13 protein-coding genes are annotated in these 15,010 nt (G+C 43.5%); 4 read left to right on the top strand and 9 right to left on the bottom strand.

What is annotated here, in order from left to right; translation table 11 throughout:
* Positions 1-207: 207 nt before the first annotated feature.
* A complete protein-coding gene (gene leuA / locus ACP7AA_RS05540) occupies positions 208-1,992 on the bottom strand; it encodes a 2-isopropylmalate synthase (protein WP_426222872.1) in 1,785 nt (594 codons plus the stop codon).
* Between the two features lie 229 nt (positions 1,993-2,221).
* Here leuA and ACP7AA_RS05545 point away from each other — a divergent pair, with 229 nt between their 5' ends.
* Entirely contained in the window at positions 2,222-2,710 is a 489-nt protein-coding gene (locus ACP7AA_RS05545; protein ID WP_426222873.1) for an Lrp/AsnC family transcriptional regulator, read from the top strand.
* Positions 2,711-2,753: 43 nt separating this feature from the next.
* Here the strand turns inward: ACP7AA_RS05545 and ACP7AA_RS05550 are convergent, their stop codons facing one another.
* The 5 genes from ACP7AA_RS05550 to ACP7AA_RS05570 form a co-directional block, all read right to left on the bottom strand.
* Positions 2,754-4,094, bottom strand: coding sequence for a YbfB/YjiJ family MFS transporter (locus ACP7AA_RS05550; RefSeq protein ID WP_426222874.1), 1,341 nt, complete (start codon positions 4,092-4,094; stop codon positions 2,754-2,756).
* Between the two features lie 120 nt (positions 4,095-4,214).
* Positions 4,215-5,570 (bottom strand): ABC1 kinase family protein, encoded by a 1,356-nt coding sequence (locus ACP7AA_RS05555; protein WP_426222875.1) that lies wholly within the window; start codon positions 5,568-5,570, stop codon positions 4,215-4,217.
* 67 nt (positions 5,571-5,637) lie between these two features.
* On the bottom strand, positions 5,638-6,432 hold the full coding sequence (locus ACP7AA_RS05560; protein WP_426222876.1) for a HesA/MoeB/ThiF family protein: 795 nt from the start codon (positions 6,430-6,432) through the stop codon (positions 5,638-5,640).
* A gap of 123 nt (positions 6,433-6,555) precedes the next feature.
* On the bottom strand, positions 6,556-7,461 hold the full coding sequence (gene prmC / locus ACP7AA_RS05565; RefSeq protein WP_426222877.1) for a peptide chain release factor N(5)-glutamine methyltransferase: 906 nt from the start codon (positions 7,459-7,461) through the stop codon (positions 6,556-6,558).
* A 66-nt stretch (positions 7,462-7,527) separates the two neighbouring features.
* Complete coding sequence (locus ACP7AA_RS05570; protein WP_426222878.1) at positions 7,528-9,450, bottom strand: AmpG family muropeptide MFS transporter; 1,923 nt, start codon at positions 9,448-9,450, stop codon at positions 7,528-7,530.
* A gap of 477 nt (positions 9,451-9,927) precedes the next feature.
* Here ACP7AA_RS05570 and ACP7AA_RS05575 point away from each other — a divergent pair, with 477 nt between their 5' ends.
* From ACP7AA_RS05575 to ACP7AA_RS05585, 3 genes are all read left to right on the top strand, one after another.
* A complete protein-coding gene (locus tag ACP7AA_RS05575; RefSeq protein ID WP_183617908.1) occupies positions 9,928-10,857 on the top strand; it encodes a LysR substrate-binding domain-containing protein in 930 nt (309 codons plus the stop codon).
* A 364-nt stretch (positions 10,858-11,221) separates the two neighbouring features.
* Positions 11,222-12,223, top strand: coding sequence for an LLM class flavin-dependent oxidoreductase (locus ACP7AA_RS05580; RefSeq protein WP_372830411.1), 1,002 nt, complete (start codon positions 11,222-11,224; stop codon positions 12,221-12,223).
* Between the two features lie 48 nt (positions 12,224-12,271).
* The gene (locus ACP7AA_RS05585; protein WP_201618628.1) at positions 12,272-12,424 is read left to right on the top strand and encodes a hypothetical protein; all 153 of its coding nucleotides are present in this window, start codon (positions 12,272-12,274) and stop codon (positions 12,422-12,424) included.
* Positions 12,425-12,553: 129 nt separating this feature from the next.
* Here the strand turns inward: ACP7AA_RS05585 and ACP7AA_RS05590 are convergent, their stop codons facing one another.
* The 3 genes from ACP7AA_RS05590 to ACP7AA_RS05600 all read right to left on the bottom strand — a co-directional run bounded on the left by ACP7AA_RS05590 (position 12,554) and on the right by ACP7AA_RS05600 (position 14,992).
* The gene (locus tag ACP7AA_RS05590) at positions 12,554-13,573 is read right to left on the bottom strand and encodes an ornithine cyclodeaminase family protein (protein WP_426222879.1); all 1,020 of its coding nucleotides are present in this window, start codon (positions 13,571-13,573) and stop codon (positions 12,554-12,556) included.
* A 93-nt stretch (positions 13,574-13,666) separates the two neighbouring features.
* The gene (locus ACP7AA_RS05595; protein ID WP_201618630.1) at positions 13,667-14,626 is read right to left on the bottom strand and encodes an AEC family transporter; all 960 of its coding nucleotides are present in this window, start codon (positions 14,624-14,626) and stop codon (positions 13,667-13,669) included.
* Between the two features lie 159 nt (positions 14,627-14,785).
* Positions 14,786-14,992, bottom strand: coding sequence for a ChaB family protein (locus ACP7AA_RS05600; RefSeq protein WP_426222880.1), 207 nt, complete (start codon positions 14,990-14,992; stop codon positions 14,786-14,788).
* Positions 14,993-15,010 lie beyond the last annotated feature (18 nt).

Genomic DNA, 15,010 nt, shown 5'->3' on the forward strand with positions numbered 1-15,010 from the left:
CTCGTAAAGACGTCGCTAAGCACGCTCTCAGTTATCATGATTTCAATATAAAAAAGGTACTTTTAAAATAGCGTTCTGCTAAGTTAAATTCTTACATAAAAAATAACGCCATGGCTGATTTTCTGGTTGCAAAAGCCATGACGTTATAGATTGCTGTCTTAAATAAACTGTCTTAATACTAATACTATTTTAATAGTATGAATCTTATTAAGCGGCGGCAGTATTTACTGCTTGAGCAAAGGCGGATAACGCGCCTTTAAGCATCGCCGATACGGTACTACTACAAGTACCAATACCTGAATAAACCTCACCGTCGACATTTAGCTGAATGTAAGCGGCAGCGTTGGCGTTGGTTTTGTTATCATTATTGGTATCATCATCGATGCCATTACCGCTATTGTGCTGCGGATTAATCGCGTGCTCAGCGTAGTTGATGACATGGATAGATTTACCCGTATGCTGGGCGAGTCCGTCAATAAACGATGATAAAGGACCGTTACCCGTACCATCAATAGTAATAGCGTCGCCATTCATCTGTACTTGACCGTTAAAGTACACCTCACCGCCTTTATTATTGACGCTATAATCTAGAAGCTCAAAGCTGCCTTGCTGCAAATAAGTGTCTTCAAAGGTTTGTAATATTTCATCATTCTGTAATTCACGAGCAGCGCTTTCCGCTTGTTTTTGTACCACACCGCTAAAGTCAATCTGCATCCAGCGTGGCAAGTTAAAGCCATAGTTACGCTGCAAGATATAAGCAACGCCGCCTTTACCAGACTGGCTATTGATACGTACCACGTCCTGATAGCTGCGACCGATATGCGCCGGATCAATTGGTAAGTACGCCACGTCCCAAACATTTTCGGTCTGCTCGGCATGCTTTTCATTATAATCGAGGCATTTTTTGATGGCATCTTGATGCGAGCCACTAAAGGCGGTAAAGACCAACTCGCCAACGTACGGATGACGTGGATGTAGTGGCAAATTATTGCACTCGCTCACCACCTGTACAATCTCACTCATATTACTAAAATCAAGCTCTGGATCAACGCCTTGGCTAAACAAGTTCATTGCCATGACCATGATATCCATATTACCGGTACGCTCACCATTACCAAGCAAGGTACCCTCAATACGATCTGCGCCAGCAAGCACGCCAAGCTCAGCAGCAGCTACGGCACAGCCACGGTCATTATGGGTATGCAAACTGATGGTGACATGCTCACGTTTGGCAAGATGGCGGCAGAAATACTCAACTTGGTCGGCAAATACGTTTGGCGTTGACGCTTCAACCGTCGCGGGTAAGTTTAAAATCACTTCTTGACCGTTTTCAGGCTTCCAGACATCACAAACCGCGTCACAGACTTCGACTGCATATTCTGTTTCAGTTTGACTAAAGCTTTCAGGTGAATACTGGAACACCCATTCTGTTTCCGGATATTTGGCCGCATATTCGACCAATAAATTAGCACCGGTAATGGCAATCTCTTTAATTTCAGCTTTATTTTTACCGTAAACTTTTTCGCGTTGGATACGGCACGTTGAGTTATAAACATGGACGATAGCACGCTTCGCCCCTTTTAATGATTCAAAAGTACGGGCAATCAAATGCTCACGCGCCTGCACCAATACTTGCAAGGTGACATCAGCAGGCACATGGTTTTCTTCAATGAGTTTACGTGCAAAATCAAACTCAACTTGCGCCGCTGACGGGAAACCAATTTCAATTTCTTTAAAACCCACATCGACCAATGTTTTAAAAAAGCGCATTTTTTGTTCAATCGTCATCGGATCAATCAGCGCCTGATTACCATCACGCAGGTCCACGCTTGCCCAAATTGGTGATTTCTCAATCGTTTTGCTCGGCCAAGTGCGATCTGTCAGCAGAGGTGCAAACGCAAATGGACGATATTTACGGAAATCGAAAGCGGCATTTTTTGGGGTAACTTTTGCAGAGGTGTTGTCTGCATGGCGTGTTGCTTGATTAGGCATAATCAATCCTTAGATAACATAAAGAGCTGAGTTGAAGTGTAGATTTTAGCTGGGCAACTAATGACCAAATCATTCTTTATCATACGAGATAATAAAAGTTTATGCCATTATAATAACAAAGTTTCTGCGTTAGAAATCAGCTTTATTTCACCAAAATTTATAGTAATTTAGTGAAAAAATTCAAAATTATGATTATAATTGCTTTATTTCACCAATAAGGCGATATTCGATGTTAAATAACCATACGGAAAACTCTTTAGCCATAGATATTGACGATACTGACAAACAGATATTACGCTTATTACAAACCCAAGCACGTATGAGTATTACCGAGCTTGCCGAAAGGGTTAACTTATCGGCGACCCCTTGCGCGCGCCGTATCAAACGCTTGGAAGAAGCAGGTATTATCTCCGGCTACCATACCCAGACCGATGCGCAAAAGCTTGGCTATCCTTTAGCCGTTTTTATTGCGATTAGTATGGATCGCCATACTGCAGATCGCTTTGAGCTTTTTGAAGAGAAAATCCAAAGTTTCGAGGAAGTGGTGAGCTGTAGTATCGTCACCGGTCGCACTGAAGACTACTTAATCAAAGTACGGGTGCGTGATATGGCACATTATGAAGAATTTTTATTGCATAGGCTCAATCGTATCGAAGGCGTCGCTCAAGTGCATACCAGTTTTGAGCTACGAGAAGTCTTTAGCCGTAGCGTGGTTTAGTTTGACGGTTAATGTGGCTGTTTCCTTTCATTAACTCTAATTATCAATTAAATGAGGACTGAGACTGCCGCTGTGTTTGACGCTGAAAAAAGAAGACTAAAACCAACCCTAATAATAAACCGCTAGCCGCGACCAACAAACCCGCGTTAAAATTATCCTGTTTCCCTGCCAGCGCTACCGTGACCAGCGGCCCTATGAACTGCCCTATGGCATAGGCCAAAGTTGCCAGTCCAATCAACAAATTTGAGTAGGCGGGATTGATGTTTTTAATCAAATTAAGCGTCATTGACACCATACCGACAAAGGTCAAACCTAAAATCACCGCATTACCGTACAAGCCAACAGCGCCATCAAACCATAGCGGCAAACACATGCCAAATGCTTGCAACAACGTCAACCCCATCAAGGTTTTACTTTCGCCAATACGCTTGGCAAGCGCGCCCCAAATAGGGTTTGACAACATGGCAAAGATACCAACCACTAGCCAAATCAGTAGCCCTGCATAGCTTTGTGCCGTCAGGCGCTGCGTTGCCATGACTGGCAAAAAAGTCGCCGACGTAATATAACCAAACCCCGCCAGCACATAACTTGCCGACAGTAATGCAATCGCCTTGCTATGACCAGCGGCCGCTTCATATAACGAACGTTTAAAATTACGATAAGCTTGCGGTACAGATAGGCGTTGATTGTTATGGTTTAATTCGGCAGGTTGTGATTTGAGAGCCTTTTGCTGAAAGGATTGTAAATTAGAAGACGTGGATTGAGAGGAGTGTGAAGCGGACGAAATCAAGCTTTGTGGTCTGATAGCATAAAGTAGCCATAATAACGGTAGACTGATAATTCCTGCTACCAGCCAAATAATATCAAAATGATAACCGAGCGTTAATAACCACCATGTCAAGACGGCAGAGGCACTGATACCGACGCCAATCCCCGCATAATGTAAGGCTGAAAGTACCGAGCGGCGCTCATCACTAAAGCTTTGGATCACGAGCGATGAGCTTAAAATCATGGCCACCCCGCTGGCGATACCTGATAGCAGCCTGATGATATACCAGCTATTCAATGACAGATTTGGCACGACCAATAGCATGGTAGTCACGATGCTGACGGCTGTCCATGTTATAAGCATTTGCCATGTCAAACGCTGAGGCACAAACATCGCAATCAGCGCCCCAATAAAATAACCACTATAATTGACCGAGGCCAGCCAACCTGCAATGACCGTCGTTAACGATAATTGCGTCATGATATCAGGTAAGGTGGCGGTAAATAAAAAGCGCCCGAACCCCATCACTACTGCCAGACAATACAACCCTATCCAAGCAATCGCCGTTTGATGGGTAATGGTAGTAGCAACACGGCTTTTAAGAGCAGTCATCATGACAGAGCCATTTTGTGGCAAAACGCACACAATCCTTTGTGTTAAAAAAAGCCATACCTAACCAATTAAAAATAGAAAAAACGTCTCAATACAACACTTACTGCTATAACGCGCTTACTATTAAGAAATATTGCGAATTGGATTGCTTGCTTGTTCATCTGCTGCTGTTTGTCCCAGCATTTGCACGCGCTGATCGCTAAACATATCCATATCAGGGGCAAGCGTGCGCATAAAGCGATCAAAATAGAGCATCTGCTTGGTCAATAATGCAAAGTCACGTGGGAAATGAATGCCATGACGCTTGCCGACCTCAACAATCTCTAGCATCATTTTATTTAATTCATCGGCTTGCTCTTTACTATTAAAAGGCACACCGCTGGTAAAGGCTTTGTCTTCTGCCATAATGGTTTTCATCATACGCTGCAAATCATTGCCCAATGCCGCGACCTCAACTTGATTGCCGCCATGGGTCATCTCCATATCAATCATATGGCGCGCCATGGCTTGATAATCACTGTCTTGCATTGCTTGCATCATACCCATGCAGGCGCGCCAGCTTTCCGCTTTTAACTTACCAACGATACCGAAGTCTAAGAAACCAATACGCCCATCGGTTAATAGCATCAAATTGCCCGCGTGCAAATCCGCATGGAAACTATTACAGAGCATGAGACTGGCAAACCAAGTATTAAGGGTATCTGCCATCACTTGCGCCGGATCATTACAATACTGACGCATGGCGGCTTCATCTACCATAGAAACGCCGTATAAGCGGCTCATAGTCAGCACGCGCTTGGTGGTCAGCTCCTCATAGACAGTTGGCGCAACGACGCGTGTATTTCCTGATATCGCTAAAAATTGCTGAAAATCGCGGATATTTTGCGCCTCAGCGATAAAATCGGTTTCGGCCAGCATCCGCAGACGAATCTCATCGATGATTGGCGCAATACTGGCAAAGCGCATTGAAGGCATTAGGAGCTCAACCAATTTAGTCACGCCATGTAAGACGCCCAAATCCGTTTGCATAATGGTTTCAACGCCAGGTTTTTGTACCTTTAATACCACTTCATCACCATTATGTAATCGCGCGGCATGCACTTGGGCAATAGACGCTGAAGCGAGTGGTTTTTCGTCGATATAGGCAAAAATCTCTTCAAGCGTCAGGCCATCAACGGCCAGCTCTTCTTTTAATACCTGTTCAATATAAGCATAGGATAATGGCGTCGTTTGATCCAAACAGCTTTGGAATGCTTGAACATATTCACGCGGGAATAATGACGGCGTACTGGCGATAAACTGCCCAATTTTAATGTAAGTCGTACCTAATTGTTCAAAGGTTTCCTTTAGCAGCATGGCATCAGGTTTTTCACCTTTTGCAATTCTAAGCGCTGACAAACCAGCAACGCTTGCAGTTTGGCGAACACGATTGACGACATTAAAGGTATGCTTTAATAAATGCGGGCGATGAATTTTCATAAGAAACAACTATGGTAATAAAAAGGAGATTATGAGGATACAGAGACTGAAAATGGTTAAGTATTTGCTAATCTTTAGTACAAATCGGACAATGCGCATCTTTGCGATAGCCCATCAGCCGTTGCTGCATCTGGTTACCATCCCATATTAACAGCTTATTTGTCAGTGGATTTTTGGTTAATCCTAGATATTGCAGCGCAGCATTGGCTTGTAAGTTACCCATGATAGCTGTCGTGCTGGCAAGTACCCCTGAATTGGCACAAGTACGTTCATCCGCCTCTGCATCGACTGCTATTGAACCAAAGACGCAATGGTAGCAGCCTGTATTCAAGTGCGGCTCATATAATGCCAACTGCCCTTGCATCGCAATCGCTGAAGCAGATAACAACGGAATTTGATAGCGAACACTAATGCGATTGATGATATCCCGGGTGGCAAAATTATCAGTACAGTCTAAAAGCAGGTCAGGCGTGCCAGATGCCATATCAAGCAGCTCATAAGCATTGTCTTCACTCAATCTTGCCACTGTCCCACCGGCACTAATCAGAGGATTAATTTTGCTGAGCATCTGCGCGGCTGTAAGCGCTTTAGGTTTGCCGATATCTTCAGGTAAAAACAGCGTTTGCCGTTGCAAATTACTGGCTTCAATCATGTCATCATCTATTAGATGCACTTGCCCCAATCCTGCCCGCACGAGCGTCTCAGAAGCAGGGCAACCAAGACCGCCTGCACCAATCATAACGGCGCGCGATGCTTTTAAGCGTAATTGAGCATCGATATCCCAACCAGCAAGCAATATCTGCCGTGCATAACGTAACAGCTCGTCATCTACTAGCTGCCCTGTTTCTTTTGACTGCGTCATACTTTCTACCACAATTTTTCACCACGATTTATAATCAAAAAACGTATTACTAAAAATACCTGCTATTAAAAACACTATTATTAAAATAATGGGGGTCTAAAACCCATTCACTACAATAACCCATTATGACAGCTGACCCAAAGTCACCCTATCATTACCACCAAAGTCCTGAACCGTATGGACAGAATCAAAGCTATTGTCTAAAAATAGCTGACGAACCGCTAAACCTTGATCAAAGCCATGCTCAATTGCTAAAAGCCCACCTACATTCAAATGTTGCGGCGCCTGCTGGACAATATGTTCTATATCGGCAAGTCCATGATTGGGAGCACTTAAGGCGCTAATCGGCTCGGCAACTAATCTTGCTAAATGCTCATCCTCTTCATCAATATAAGGAGGGTTGGACACAATCACATCAAATAATGGCTCATCCTGAGTAGACAGCGCGTCATACCAACTACTTTGAATAAACTCGATATCAGCAACCTCATTTACCATTGCATTGTGCTTAGCGACTTTTAACGCCTCTAGCGATAAATCAACGGCAACCACTTGCCAGCTCTCTGTTGAACTATTTTGACAGCTTTGTTTTAACTCATGCGCCAAGCTAATAGCAATACAACCTGAGCCAGTGCCTAAATCTAATAGGCGCTTTGGTTTATTATCGTCATCGACACTTTTCGGTTGAGAGTTTATCCACGTTAATACTTGTTCAATCAATATCTCAGTATCGGGTCTCGGTATTAACGTATGCTCATTCACTTTAAAGTTCAGCGACCAAAACTCTTGCTGTCCCGTTAAATATGCCAAGGGCGTACCCTGCTGCATCTTAGTCACACCCGCATGAAATTGCTCAAGCTCGCTATCGGTCAGTTGATAGTTTTCATCAGTGATTAAAAATGAGCTTGGTTTATCAATGACAAACAACAACCAATCAGTGAGCCAAAACGAGGGCAAATGACTGCTTGCAGCTGCATTCGCCAATTGCTGAATCTGCTGTTTTATTTGACCAATGGTAGCTGCTGTCATAAATAACTCGTAAAATTACTGTTTACTGAATAAGCCTGTCGAACTGGTTATATTTTATTGTCTTAGCTACTCTGATGCCCGTGGTGGCTCTTTGGTATCCGTTAGATTTGGATTGGCTTTGGTTAACTTATCACCAATACCTTTGCCGCCTTCACCATCGCCATTATTGTCATTGTCGCCATAAATATCATCGTTATCACCAATGACGATATGTTTATCGACAAAGTAAATCAGCGCTAAAATTGGAATACCAATCGCAAAGGTAAAAATAAAGAAGAACGGATAGCCCATACTATCTACAATAGAGCCTGAATAACCACCCATGACCTTAGGAATAAGCGTCATTAATGAAGAAAAAATAGCGTACTGTACCGCGGTAAAACGTATTGAAGTCAACGCCGATAAGAAGGCAATAAATACCGCACTGGCAAGACCTGCGGCTAAATTATCAAAAATCACCGCCATATACATGATGGGCAAACTGCCCGGATTATAGGTCAGCACCACAAATAATAAATTGGTCGCACAAGCGAGAATAGCGCCAATCATCATCGCATGCATGATACGAAAACGCTGCGCCAACAGCCCACCTAAGAAACCACCAGCAATGGCCATAATCACGCCAACCAATTTTACCGCATTGGCAATATCGGTTTTACTAAAGCCCATATCTTGATAAAAGACGTTTGATATCACCCCTGCCACAATATCTGAGATGCGGTACAAACCAATCAGCGCTAATAACAATAATGCCTTTTTACCATAACGTCTAAAGAAATCTAAAATAGGCTCAATCCACGTCGCCATCGCAATTTCTTTTTTGACTAAACCTACTTTTACTAATGCATAACCTGCTGCCATTGCTGTGGCTAAGCTTATCAGTAAATGCAATGTCTCACTAATAAAGCTGACAAACACGCCTTCAAACTCTGGCAGTATCTGCCCTATTAATACATAGGCCGCGATAAATGCGACGACGGCAAACACAAACAATAAAACCAATCTGACATAGTCTTCGCGGGTTTCAGCCACCAATGGCGCTTTATTGATAATTTTGGGTTGATTGATCATAAAGTACAGTAGCAGCAGAGGCGCACACACCACCAGCGCTAAAAAGTAAAACTTAATACTTGGCATGGCCATTAACGGTATCAGCGCGATGGTACTATCAAAGACCTTGTTAATAAGGATATTGATAAGGTATATAACGCCGAACAATAAAGCTGGTATTAATAGTAACGCTGAGTAAATTAGGAAAACTTTCAGGTTGCTTTTTTGCTTATGACTTTGCAAAATCTCAGCGGTTGGCTCATAACTGGCAAAGGTGGTCAATATACCCAAAGTCATGACCCCAGCCATAATATAATAGGTATTGCGCCACGCTTCATAACTATAAAAGCTTTCTGTCGAGCCGAAATAATCTGCTAAATATAGTGCGCCTGCCCCAGCGACAATCATACCAACGCGATAACCTGACACATAGATAGAGGACAAAATAGATTGCATCGATGGCGGTGCCAGCTCAATGCGGTAAGCATCAATGACAATATCTTGGGTGGCAGAAGAAAAGCCCAGCAACACTGCTGCGCCCGCCATATAAACCAATACGTCTTCGCTGACAGGGTTGATCGTCGCCATCAAAAAGATAGCCAATACAATGAGCAGCTGTGATACCACCATCCAACTACGGCGACGACCCAACCATTTGGTCAAAAAAGGCACCGGTAGCGCGTCGATTAATGGCGCCCAAATAAACTTAAATGAATACCCCAATGCTGCCCAGCTGAACATGGTGACAACACCACGGTCAATGCCTGCTTCTCTTAGCCATAATGACAGACTGGAAAAAATAAGCAAAATGGGAATACCGGCTGAAAACCCTAAAAACAGCATGATAATGACACGTGGGTCTAGATAAGCTTTGGCGGCTTCTCCCCATGATTTTTTGGCAATCGGTTGATCAGGCGTTACAGGTTGGACAGCAGACATAATAACTCACCAAAACTTGAGACAAAAGAACACAACTGCGCACAATTTTTATCAATCATTTCTTATTGATTATAGATAAAAAGGATCGATAAAAATTGCTCAGCGTTGCACAAAAACCATCATTAGCACAAAATTGAATTATGGTACTTGAGAACGCTAACCTTGACTAGATGTTTTTGCATTAACTTAATAACCACAGCATTTAGCCACGCCGTTTATTTCATTACGGTAACGTCGTGTATCAAAAACTCACTTAAATATTAAAAATGACTTTCTCTAACCGTGTCTTGTTTTCAAATCAACTTGTCCATTTAAGTTCAATAAACCACTCTATATTCCTAATTAACATAAATTCATAGCTATTTATTATATACAAGAATAATAGCTTTGATTTACACTGGTGACTTACTGAGTATTTGTACGTTTTTATTTTTATATACAGACAGGGTTTGTATATTTATACAATAGGGTTAAGTGATGGCAATCGACGTAGTGGTCAATCAGCGGCATCTACAAATCCAACTGAAGCAGTTGGAAACAGTGTGGCATACGGTAATTAATGGCTATAATTTAAGTCAAGCAGCAACTGTGCTGCATACCAGCCAATCGAGTCTATCAAAACATATTGCAGCACTTGAAAACCAGCTTAAAACCGAAGTGTTCGTGCGCCAAGGCAAACGCCTGACGGGTCTGACGACCATGGGCACAGCACTCATGCCGCACATCGAATCTATCTTTGCTGAAATTCGTACCATTGAAAACCTCAGTCTGGATTTTAATAATCCCAATATTGGCACGTTAACGATTGCCACCACGCATACACAGGCACGTTATGTGTTACCAGAAGTGGTCAAAGAGTTTAAAGAGCGCTTCCCCAAGGTTAATTTAATCCTGCAACAGGCAGATCCTGAAACCATCGCCCAGATGGTCATTCGCGGGCAGGCAGATATTGGTATTGCCACTGAATCGTTATTACACAATAACTATTTGCGTTGCTACCGCTATTACGACTGGACGCATCGGGTCATTGTACCAAGCGACCATGAGCTGGCGGGTTTAGAATCGATTGATTTACCAACGCTTGCCAGCTATCCGATTGTGACTTATCACGGCGGCTTTACAGGGCGCGGCGCTATTGATAAGACCTTTAGCGACGCAGGACTTGAGCCTGATATTGTACTAGCAGCGCTTGATGCCGATGTGATTAGCACTTATGTGGGATTAGGATTGGGCATTGGCATTATTGCCGAAATGGCATTTGAGCCAAGTCATTATCAGAATTTGACTGCCATTCCTGTTGACCATTTCGGACGTTTTACCAGCTGGATGGCGGTACGTGATGATGCAGAGATTCGTCAATACGGACGCGCCTTTATGGAGTTATGCCAAAAGCAATTTAGTCAGTGACTTTTAACTTAGTTAGTAGCTTTTTAAGCAGCGGCGCTTAAGTCACTAGCAGCGACTTCAAGCAGCATGGCTTAACAATCGTCTTGCTAAAAAATACAAACGGCACCGTTATCAATAGATAGCGGTGCCGTTTGTATTTTTCTTTTATAAGACTATTTATTTCGGTAAGAAATCTGCGCAGCACTCTTATACGCGCCTCGAATTATTACGATTTGTTATTACCTTGGGCGTTGACCTTTATATTCTCTATAACTGCCCCATCATATGAGCTATTGAATAATCAGAATGCTTTTTATTACTGATGTTTAAAAAAACCAACTATAAAAATGTCGTTGAAAAGCGCCATCATAACAATAGGTGAATCATGAGCAATACAATTCCATTATCTTTTTTAGACTTAGCACCCGTTCCTGAAGGAAAAACCATCGCTGAAGGCATTGCACAGACAGTTGCTATCGCTCAGCAAGCAGAGAAATCCGGCTTTAACCGTTATTGGATGGCCGAGCATCACAACATGCCTGGTATCGCTAGTGCAGCGACTTCCGTGCTGTTATCGCACATCGGCAGTCAAACCAAGCGCATACGCATCGGTGCAGGTGGCGTCATGCTGCCCAATCATGCACCGCTGGTCATTGCCGAGCAGTTTGGTACCTTACAGGCGCTATATGGTGACCGCGTAGATTTAGGTCTAGGGCGCGCACCGGGTACAGATGGCGCTACCTTTCAGGCACTGCGTCGTCAAATGCAAGACGCCGATCGTTTTCCACAAGATGTACAAGAACTGCTATATTTCTTAGGCGATAGCACAGACGATAGCCCTGTACAATCATTCCCAGGGGCGAAATCAAACATTCCTATTTGGATATTGGGTTCATCACTTTTTGGTGCGACCTTAGCGGCACATTTGGGGCTACCATACGTCTTTGCCTCACATTTTGCTCCGCAGATGCTCGGTCAAGCCATCACTGCTTACCGCGAACAGTTCAAACCATCAGCGTATTTGGATAAGCCTTATGTGATGCTAGCGGCAAACTTATTACTTGCCGATGATGATGAAACCGCACAATATCACTTTACCTCAGCGCAGCAAAGCTTTGTGCGTCTACGTCGAGGCGAGCGCGGACAAATGCCAATGCCAACTTATGATATGGATAGCATCTGGAGTCCTGCTGAGAGAATGATGGTAGACAATGCTTTATCCGTGTCATTTATCGGTTCTGTAGAAACGGTCAAACCGAAACTTGCGAAATTCCTTGCGCAGTATCAGCCAGATGAATTGATTGTCACTGCCAACGTTTATGATCAAGCAGCGCGTTTACGTTCACTGGAACTTACACCTGAGCTAAACTTGTTTACTTTACAATAGACCGCCCCGCTCGCATAATTATTGATAAGCCCTAATGAGATTACGGTCATGGAACCCTCTACTTTTATCGGTTCATCAATATTTTTATATATCGTGGCATTTATTGCGGTGATGGTTATTGGCGGCTATTTAACCTATCATATTAGCCCCAAGCGCAAACAGCGTCTTGCAAGCAAACGCCGTAAAGACAATATCAAATAACTATTCTCAATGTTAAAAGCCCCCTTTTCAGAGTAGAAAAGGGGGCTTTTTTAATGATAGTAATGATTAAGATAGCAAAGCTTAGTTGTTGGCTTTATACGCTATTAGGCTTATAAGCTATCAGTCGTCTTACCAATCAACTGCCGCGCCAAAAGCTTTTTGCTTGGCTTGTTTTGCCACATATAAAGCCACGGCCGCATCAAAGCTTGCCGCGCCGACTGATTTAAACAAGGTAATGCCCGGCTCTGATTTTACGATCTCTTTGGTGACGAGCGCTTGCAAATCACCACTAAGGTCACTCCACGTCCATGTACAATCCTCGCTATCGTGCGCTTGAATTAAGTCACCGGCTTCATGGCGACTACCTACCAAGTCATCAACCACCACCATATCACTGTTGGCGATAACCTCATTGCTTATCTCTTTCATCGACGGCTGATATGCTCCAACCGCATTGATATGAACCTCAGATTTGATATGTTCACTATCAAATAAGCCTTCCGTCGCCCGTGTCGCCACGTTGATAATATCGGCATCACAAATAGCGTCATTGATATCTTTGCAAATGCTTATATCAACCTTCCATTGGCTGTAATCACGCTCAAAACGCGTTTTAAATTGCTCAGCGCCTTCACTGCTTCTATTCCATAAATAGACCGTTTTAATTTCAGGACGTACTGTCAATACCGTATGCAATTGCTCATAAGCCATGCCGCCGCAGCCAACCACTGCCACGCTTTGACAATCAGGCTTTGCCATATATTTGGTTGCGATACCTGACAACGCTGCAGTACGCACTTGGGTAATATAAATGCCATCCATAATCGCTAATATGGCGCCCGTATCATTATCGGATACGGTAATAAGGGCGGTGGTGGTTGGCATATCGCGGCTGGGATTGTCAGGGCAAATGGTCACCAACTTCACGGCAGTATATTCTTTTTCCCCATCATAAATCGTCGCTGGCATCGATAAATGCGAGCCTGAGCTGTGTTTATCATCTTCACTAAACGTCTCAATGACCAAACGCTCAGGGGCTTTAACCCATTCAGGGTGCGCCGCTTGTTGATGTAACATTGCTTCGATAGCGTCAATAGCCGCTTGCATATTAAGATGTTCGGTCACGACCGCTTGATTTAATAATTGCACGTTGAGTGCTCCTTTTTATCAGTTTATTATTTACTTTATATCCATCATTTAACACAATGATTTAACACAATGATTGGCGCTATATCCACCCTGCTACATCCATCCTAAAACACGTAGTATCGCCGCGCCAATCGCCATACCAAACATTCCTACTACCGTTGTAAATGCTAAAATGTTGGCAGCCAATATATCATTCCCGCCCATGGCCTTTGCCATCACATAACTGGCAGCCGCCGTCGGTGACGCCGCCATTAAAAACAGCACACCCATATGCATGCCTGATAAGCCAAAGCTTAACCCAACGGCGATGGCCACAAAAGGCGCAATAACGATACGGCCAATACTAGCCTGCATCGACAGCCCCGACGGATGCAACATCGACTTTAAATCAATACTCGCCCCAGCGCAAATCAGTGCTAACGGTAATGCCACCGCCGCCAGTAAATCGCCCGTCTTATGAATCACACCGGTAATCGGTGGCAGCGGTAACGCTTTATAAGCAAATGCCGCAACCAACGCAATGATTAAGGGGTTGGTAAACAGTTTTTTGACAATCATTATGCTGCGACTGAGCCACGTATCGTCTGCGCTTTTGGACACACGACTCAGGGTAATGACGGCTAAGATATTAAATAATATCGTCACCACCCCCATATAGACGGCGCCAATACTTAAGCCCTGCTCTCCGTAAGCATTGGCGACAGTTGCCAGCCCGATAATCGCCATATTACTGCGAAAGATACCTTGTACAAACACGCCTTGGTCGGCAGGCTTACGGATAAAATAACTGGCATAAATCTCGGCGCCGATAAATAGGATAAAGGTCACCAAAATACCAGCCATGATTAAAATCATTTGCTTAGCATAATCAACCTCACTATCGACGACGCTAAAAAACAACAAGCAAGGCAAACAATAATTAAAGACAAAGCTGGATGCTTGATCGATAAAAGCTTGACTCGCCTCACCGCGCCGCTGCATAAAAAAACCCAACCCCATCAAAAAAAGGTTAGGCAATACAATGGTGATGGCAAAAATAATAGCAGCGGTCATAAATAAGCTCAGGTTAGCAGGGTATCCAAAGCTGTATTGTTAAAAAATAAAGAACAATGACTAGCAGTTGGTTAAAATCAGTAAGTTTGAATCAGTAAGTTTGAATAATAAAAGGCTGTTTTATTATAGAGTATCTAACGTCGTTATTGATGATTTGAATTAGGACTCTGCTTTTTTTACCCATTTATCGTCCGCATTTTTCTCATAAGTATTTTCGACAGCGGCCCATGCGGTAGCAAACCAGCGTGATTCATCTTCATATTGTTTACTGGCGCTATTAAATGCTGCGCGAAAAATCTCTTGCGCATGCTTAGGCAAGTTGTCTTTTACGGCATCTGGTAATTCTGACAATTTATCGTAAGGCATAAAGACTCTCCTTGTCGG

This window comes from Psychrobacter sp. DWR1-2-3, assembly GCF_049896465.1.
GTDB lineage: Bacteria > Pseudomonadota > Gammaproteobacteria > Pseudomonadales > Moraxellaceae > Psychrobacter > Psychrobacter maritimus.

Excerpts from the sequence above, each read along its gene's own strand:
- prmC (WP_426222877.1), bottom strand. The coding sequence starts at position 7,461 with ATGACAGCAGCTACCATTGGTCAAATAAAACAGCAGATTCAGCAATTG.
- ACP7AA_RS05575 (WP_183617908.1), top strand. The coding sequence starts at position 9,928 with ATGGCAATCGACGTAGTGGTCAATCAGCGGCATCTACAAATCCAACTG.
- leuA (WP_426222872.1), bottom strand. The coding sequence starts at position 1,992 with ATGCCTAATCAAGCAACACGCCATGCAGACAACACCTCTGCAAAAGTT.
- ACP7AA_RS05555 (WP_426222875.1), bottom strand. The coding sequence starts at position 5,570 with ATGAAAATTCATCGCCCGCATTTATTAAAGCATACCTTTAATGTCGTC.
- ACP7AA_RS05550 (WP_426222874.1), bottom strand. The coding sequence starts at position 4,094 with ATGATGACTGCTCTTAAAAGCCGTGTTGCTACTACCATTACCCATCAA.
- ACP7AA_RS05545 (WP_426222873.1), top strand. The coding sequence starts at position 2,222 with ATGTTAAATAACCATACGGAAAACTCTTTAGCCATAGATATTGACGAT.
- ACP7AA_RS05570 (WP_426222878.1), bottom strand. The coding sequence starts at position 9,450 with ATGTCTGCTGTCCAACCTGTAACGCCTGATCAACCGATTGCCAAAAAA.
- ACP7AA_RS05600 (WP_426222880.1), bottom strand. The coding sequence starts at position 14,992 with ATGCCTTACGATAAATTGTCAGAATTACCAGATGCCGTAAAAGACAAC.
- ACP7AA_RS05560 (WP_426222876.1), bottom strand. The coding sequence starts at position 6,432 with ATGACGCAGTCAAAAGAAACAGGGCAGCTAGTAGATGACGAGCTGTTA.
- ACP7AA_RS05595 (WP_201618630.1), bottom strand. The coding sequence starts at position 14,626 with ATGACCGCTGCTATTATTTTTGCCATCACCATTGTATTGCCTAACCTT.
- ACP7AA_RS05585 (WP_201618628.1), top strand. The coding sequence starts at position 12,272 with ATGGAACCCTCTACTTTTATCGGTTCATCAATATTTTTATATATCGTG.
- ACP7AA_RS05580 (WP_372830411.1), top strand. The coding sequence starts at position 11,222 with ATGAGCAATACAATTCCATTATCTTTTTTAGACTTAGCACCCGTTCCT.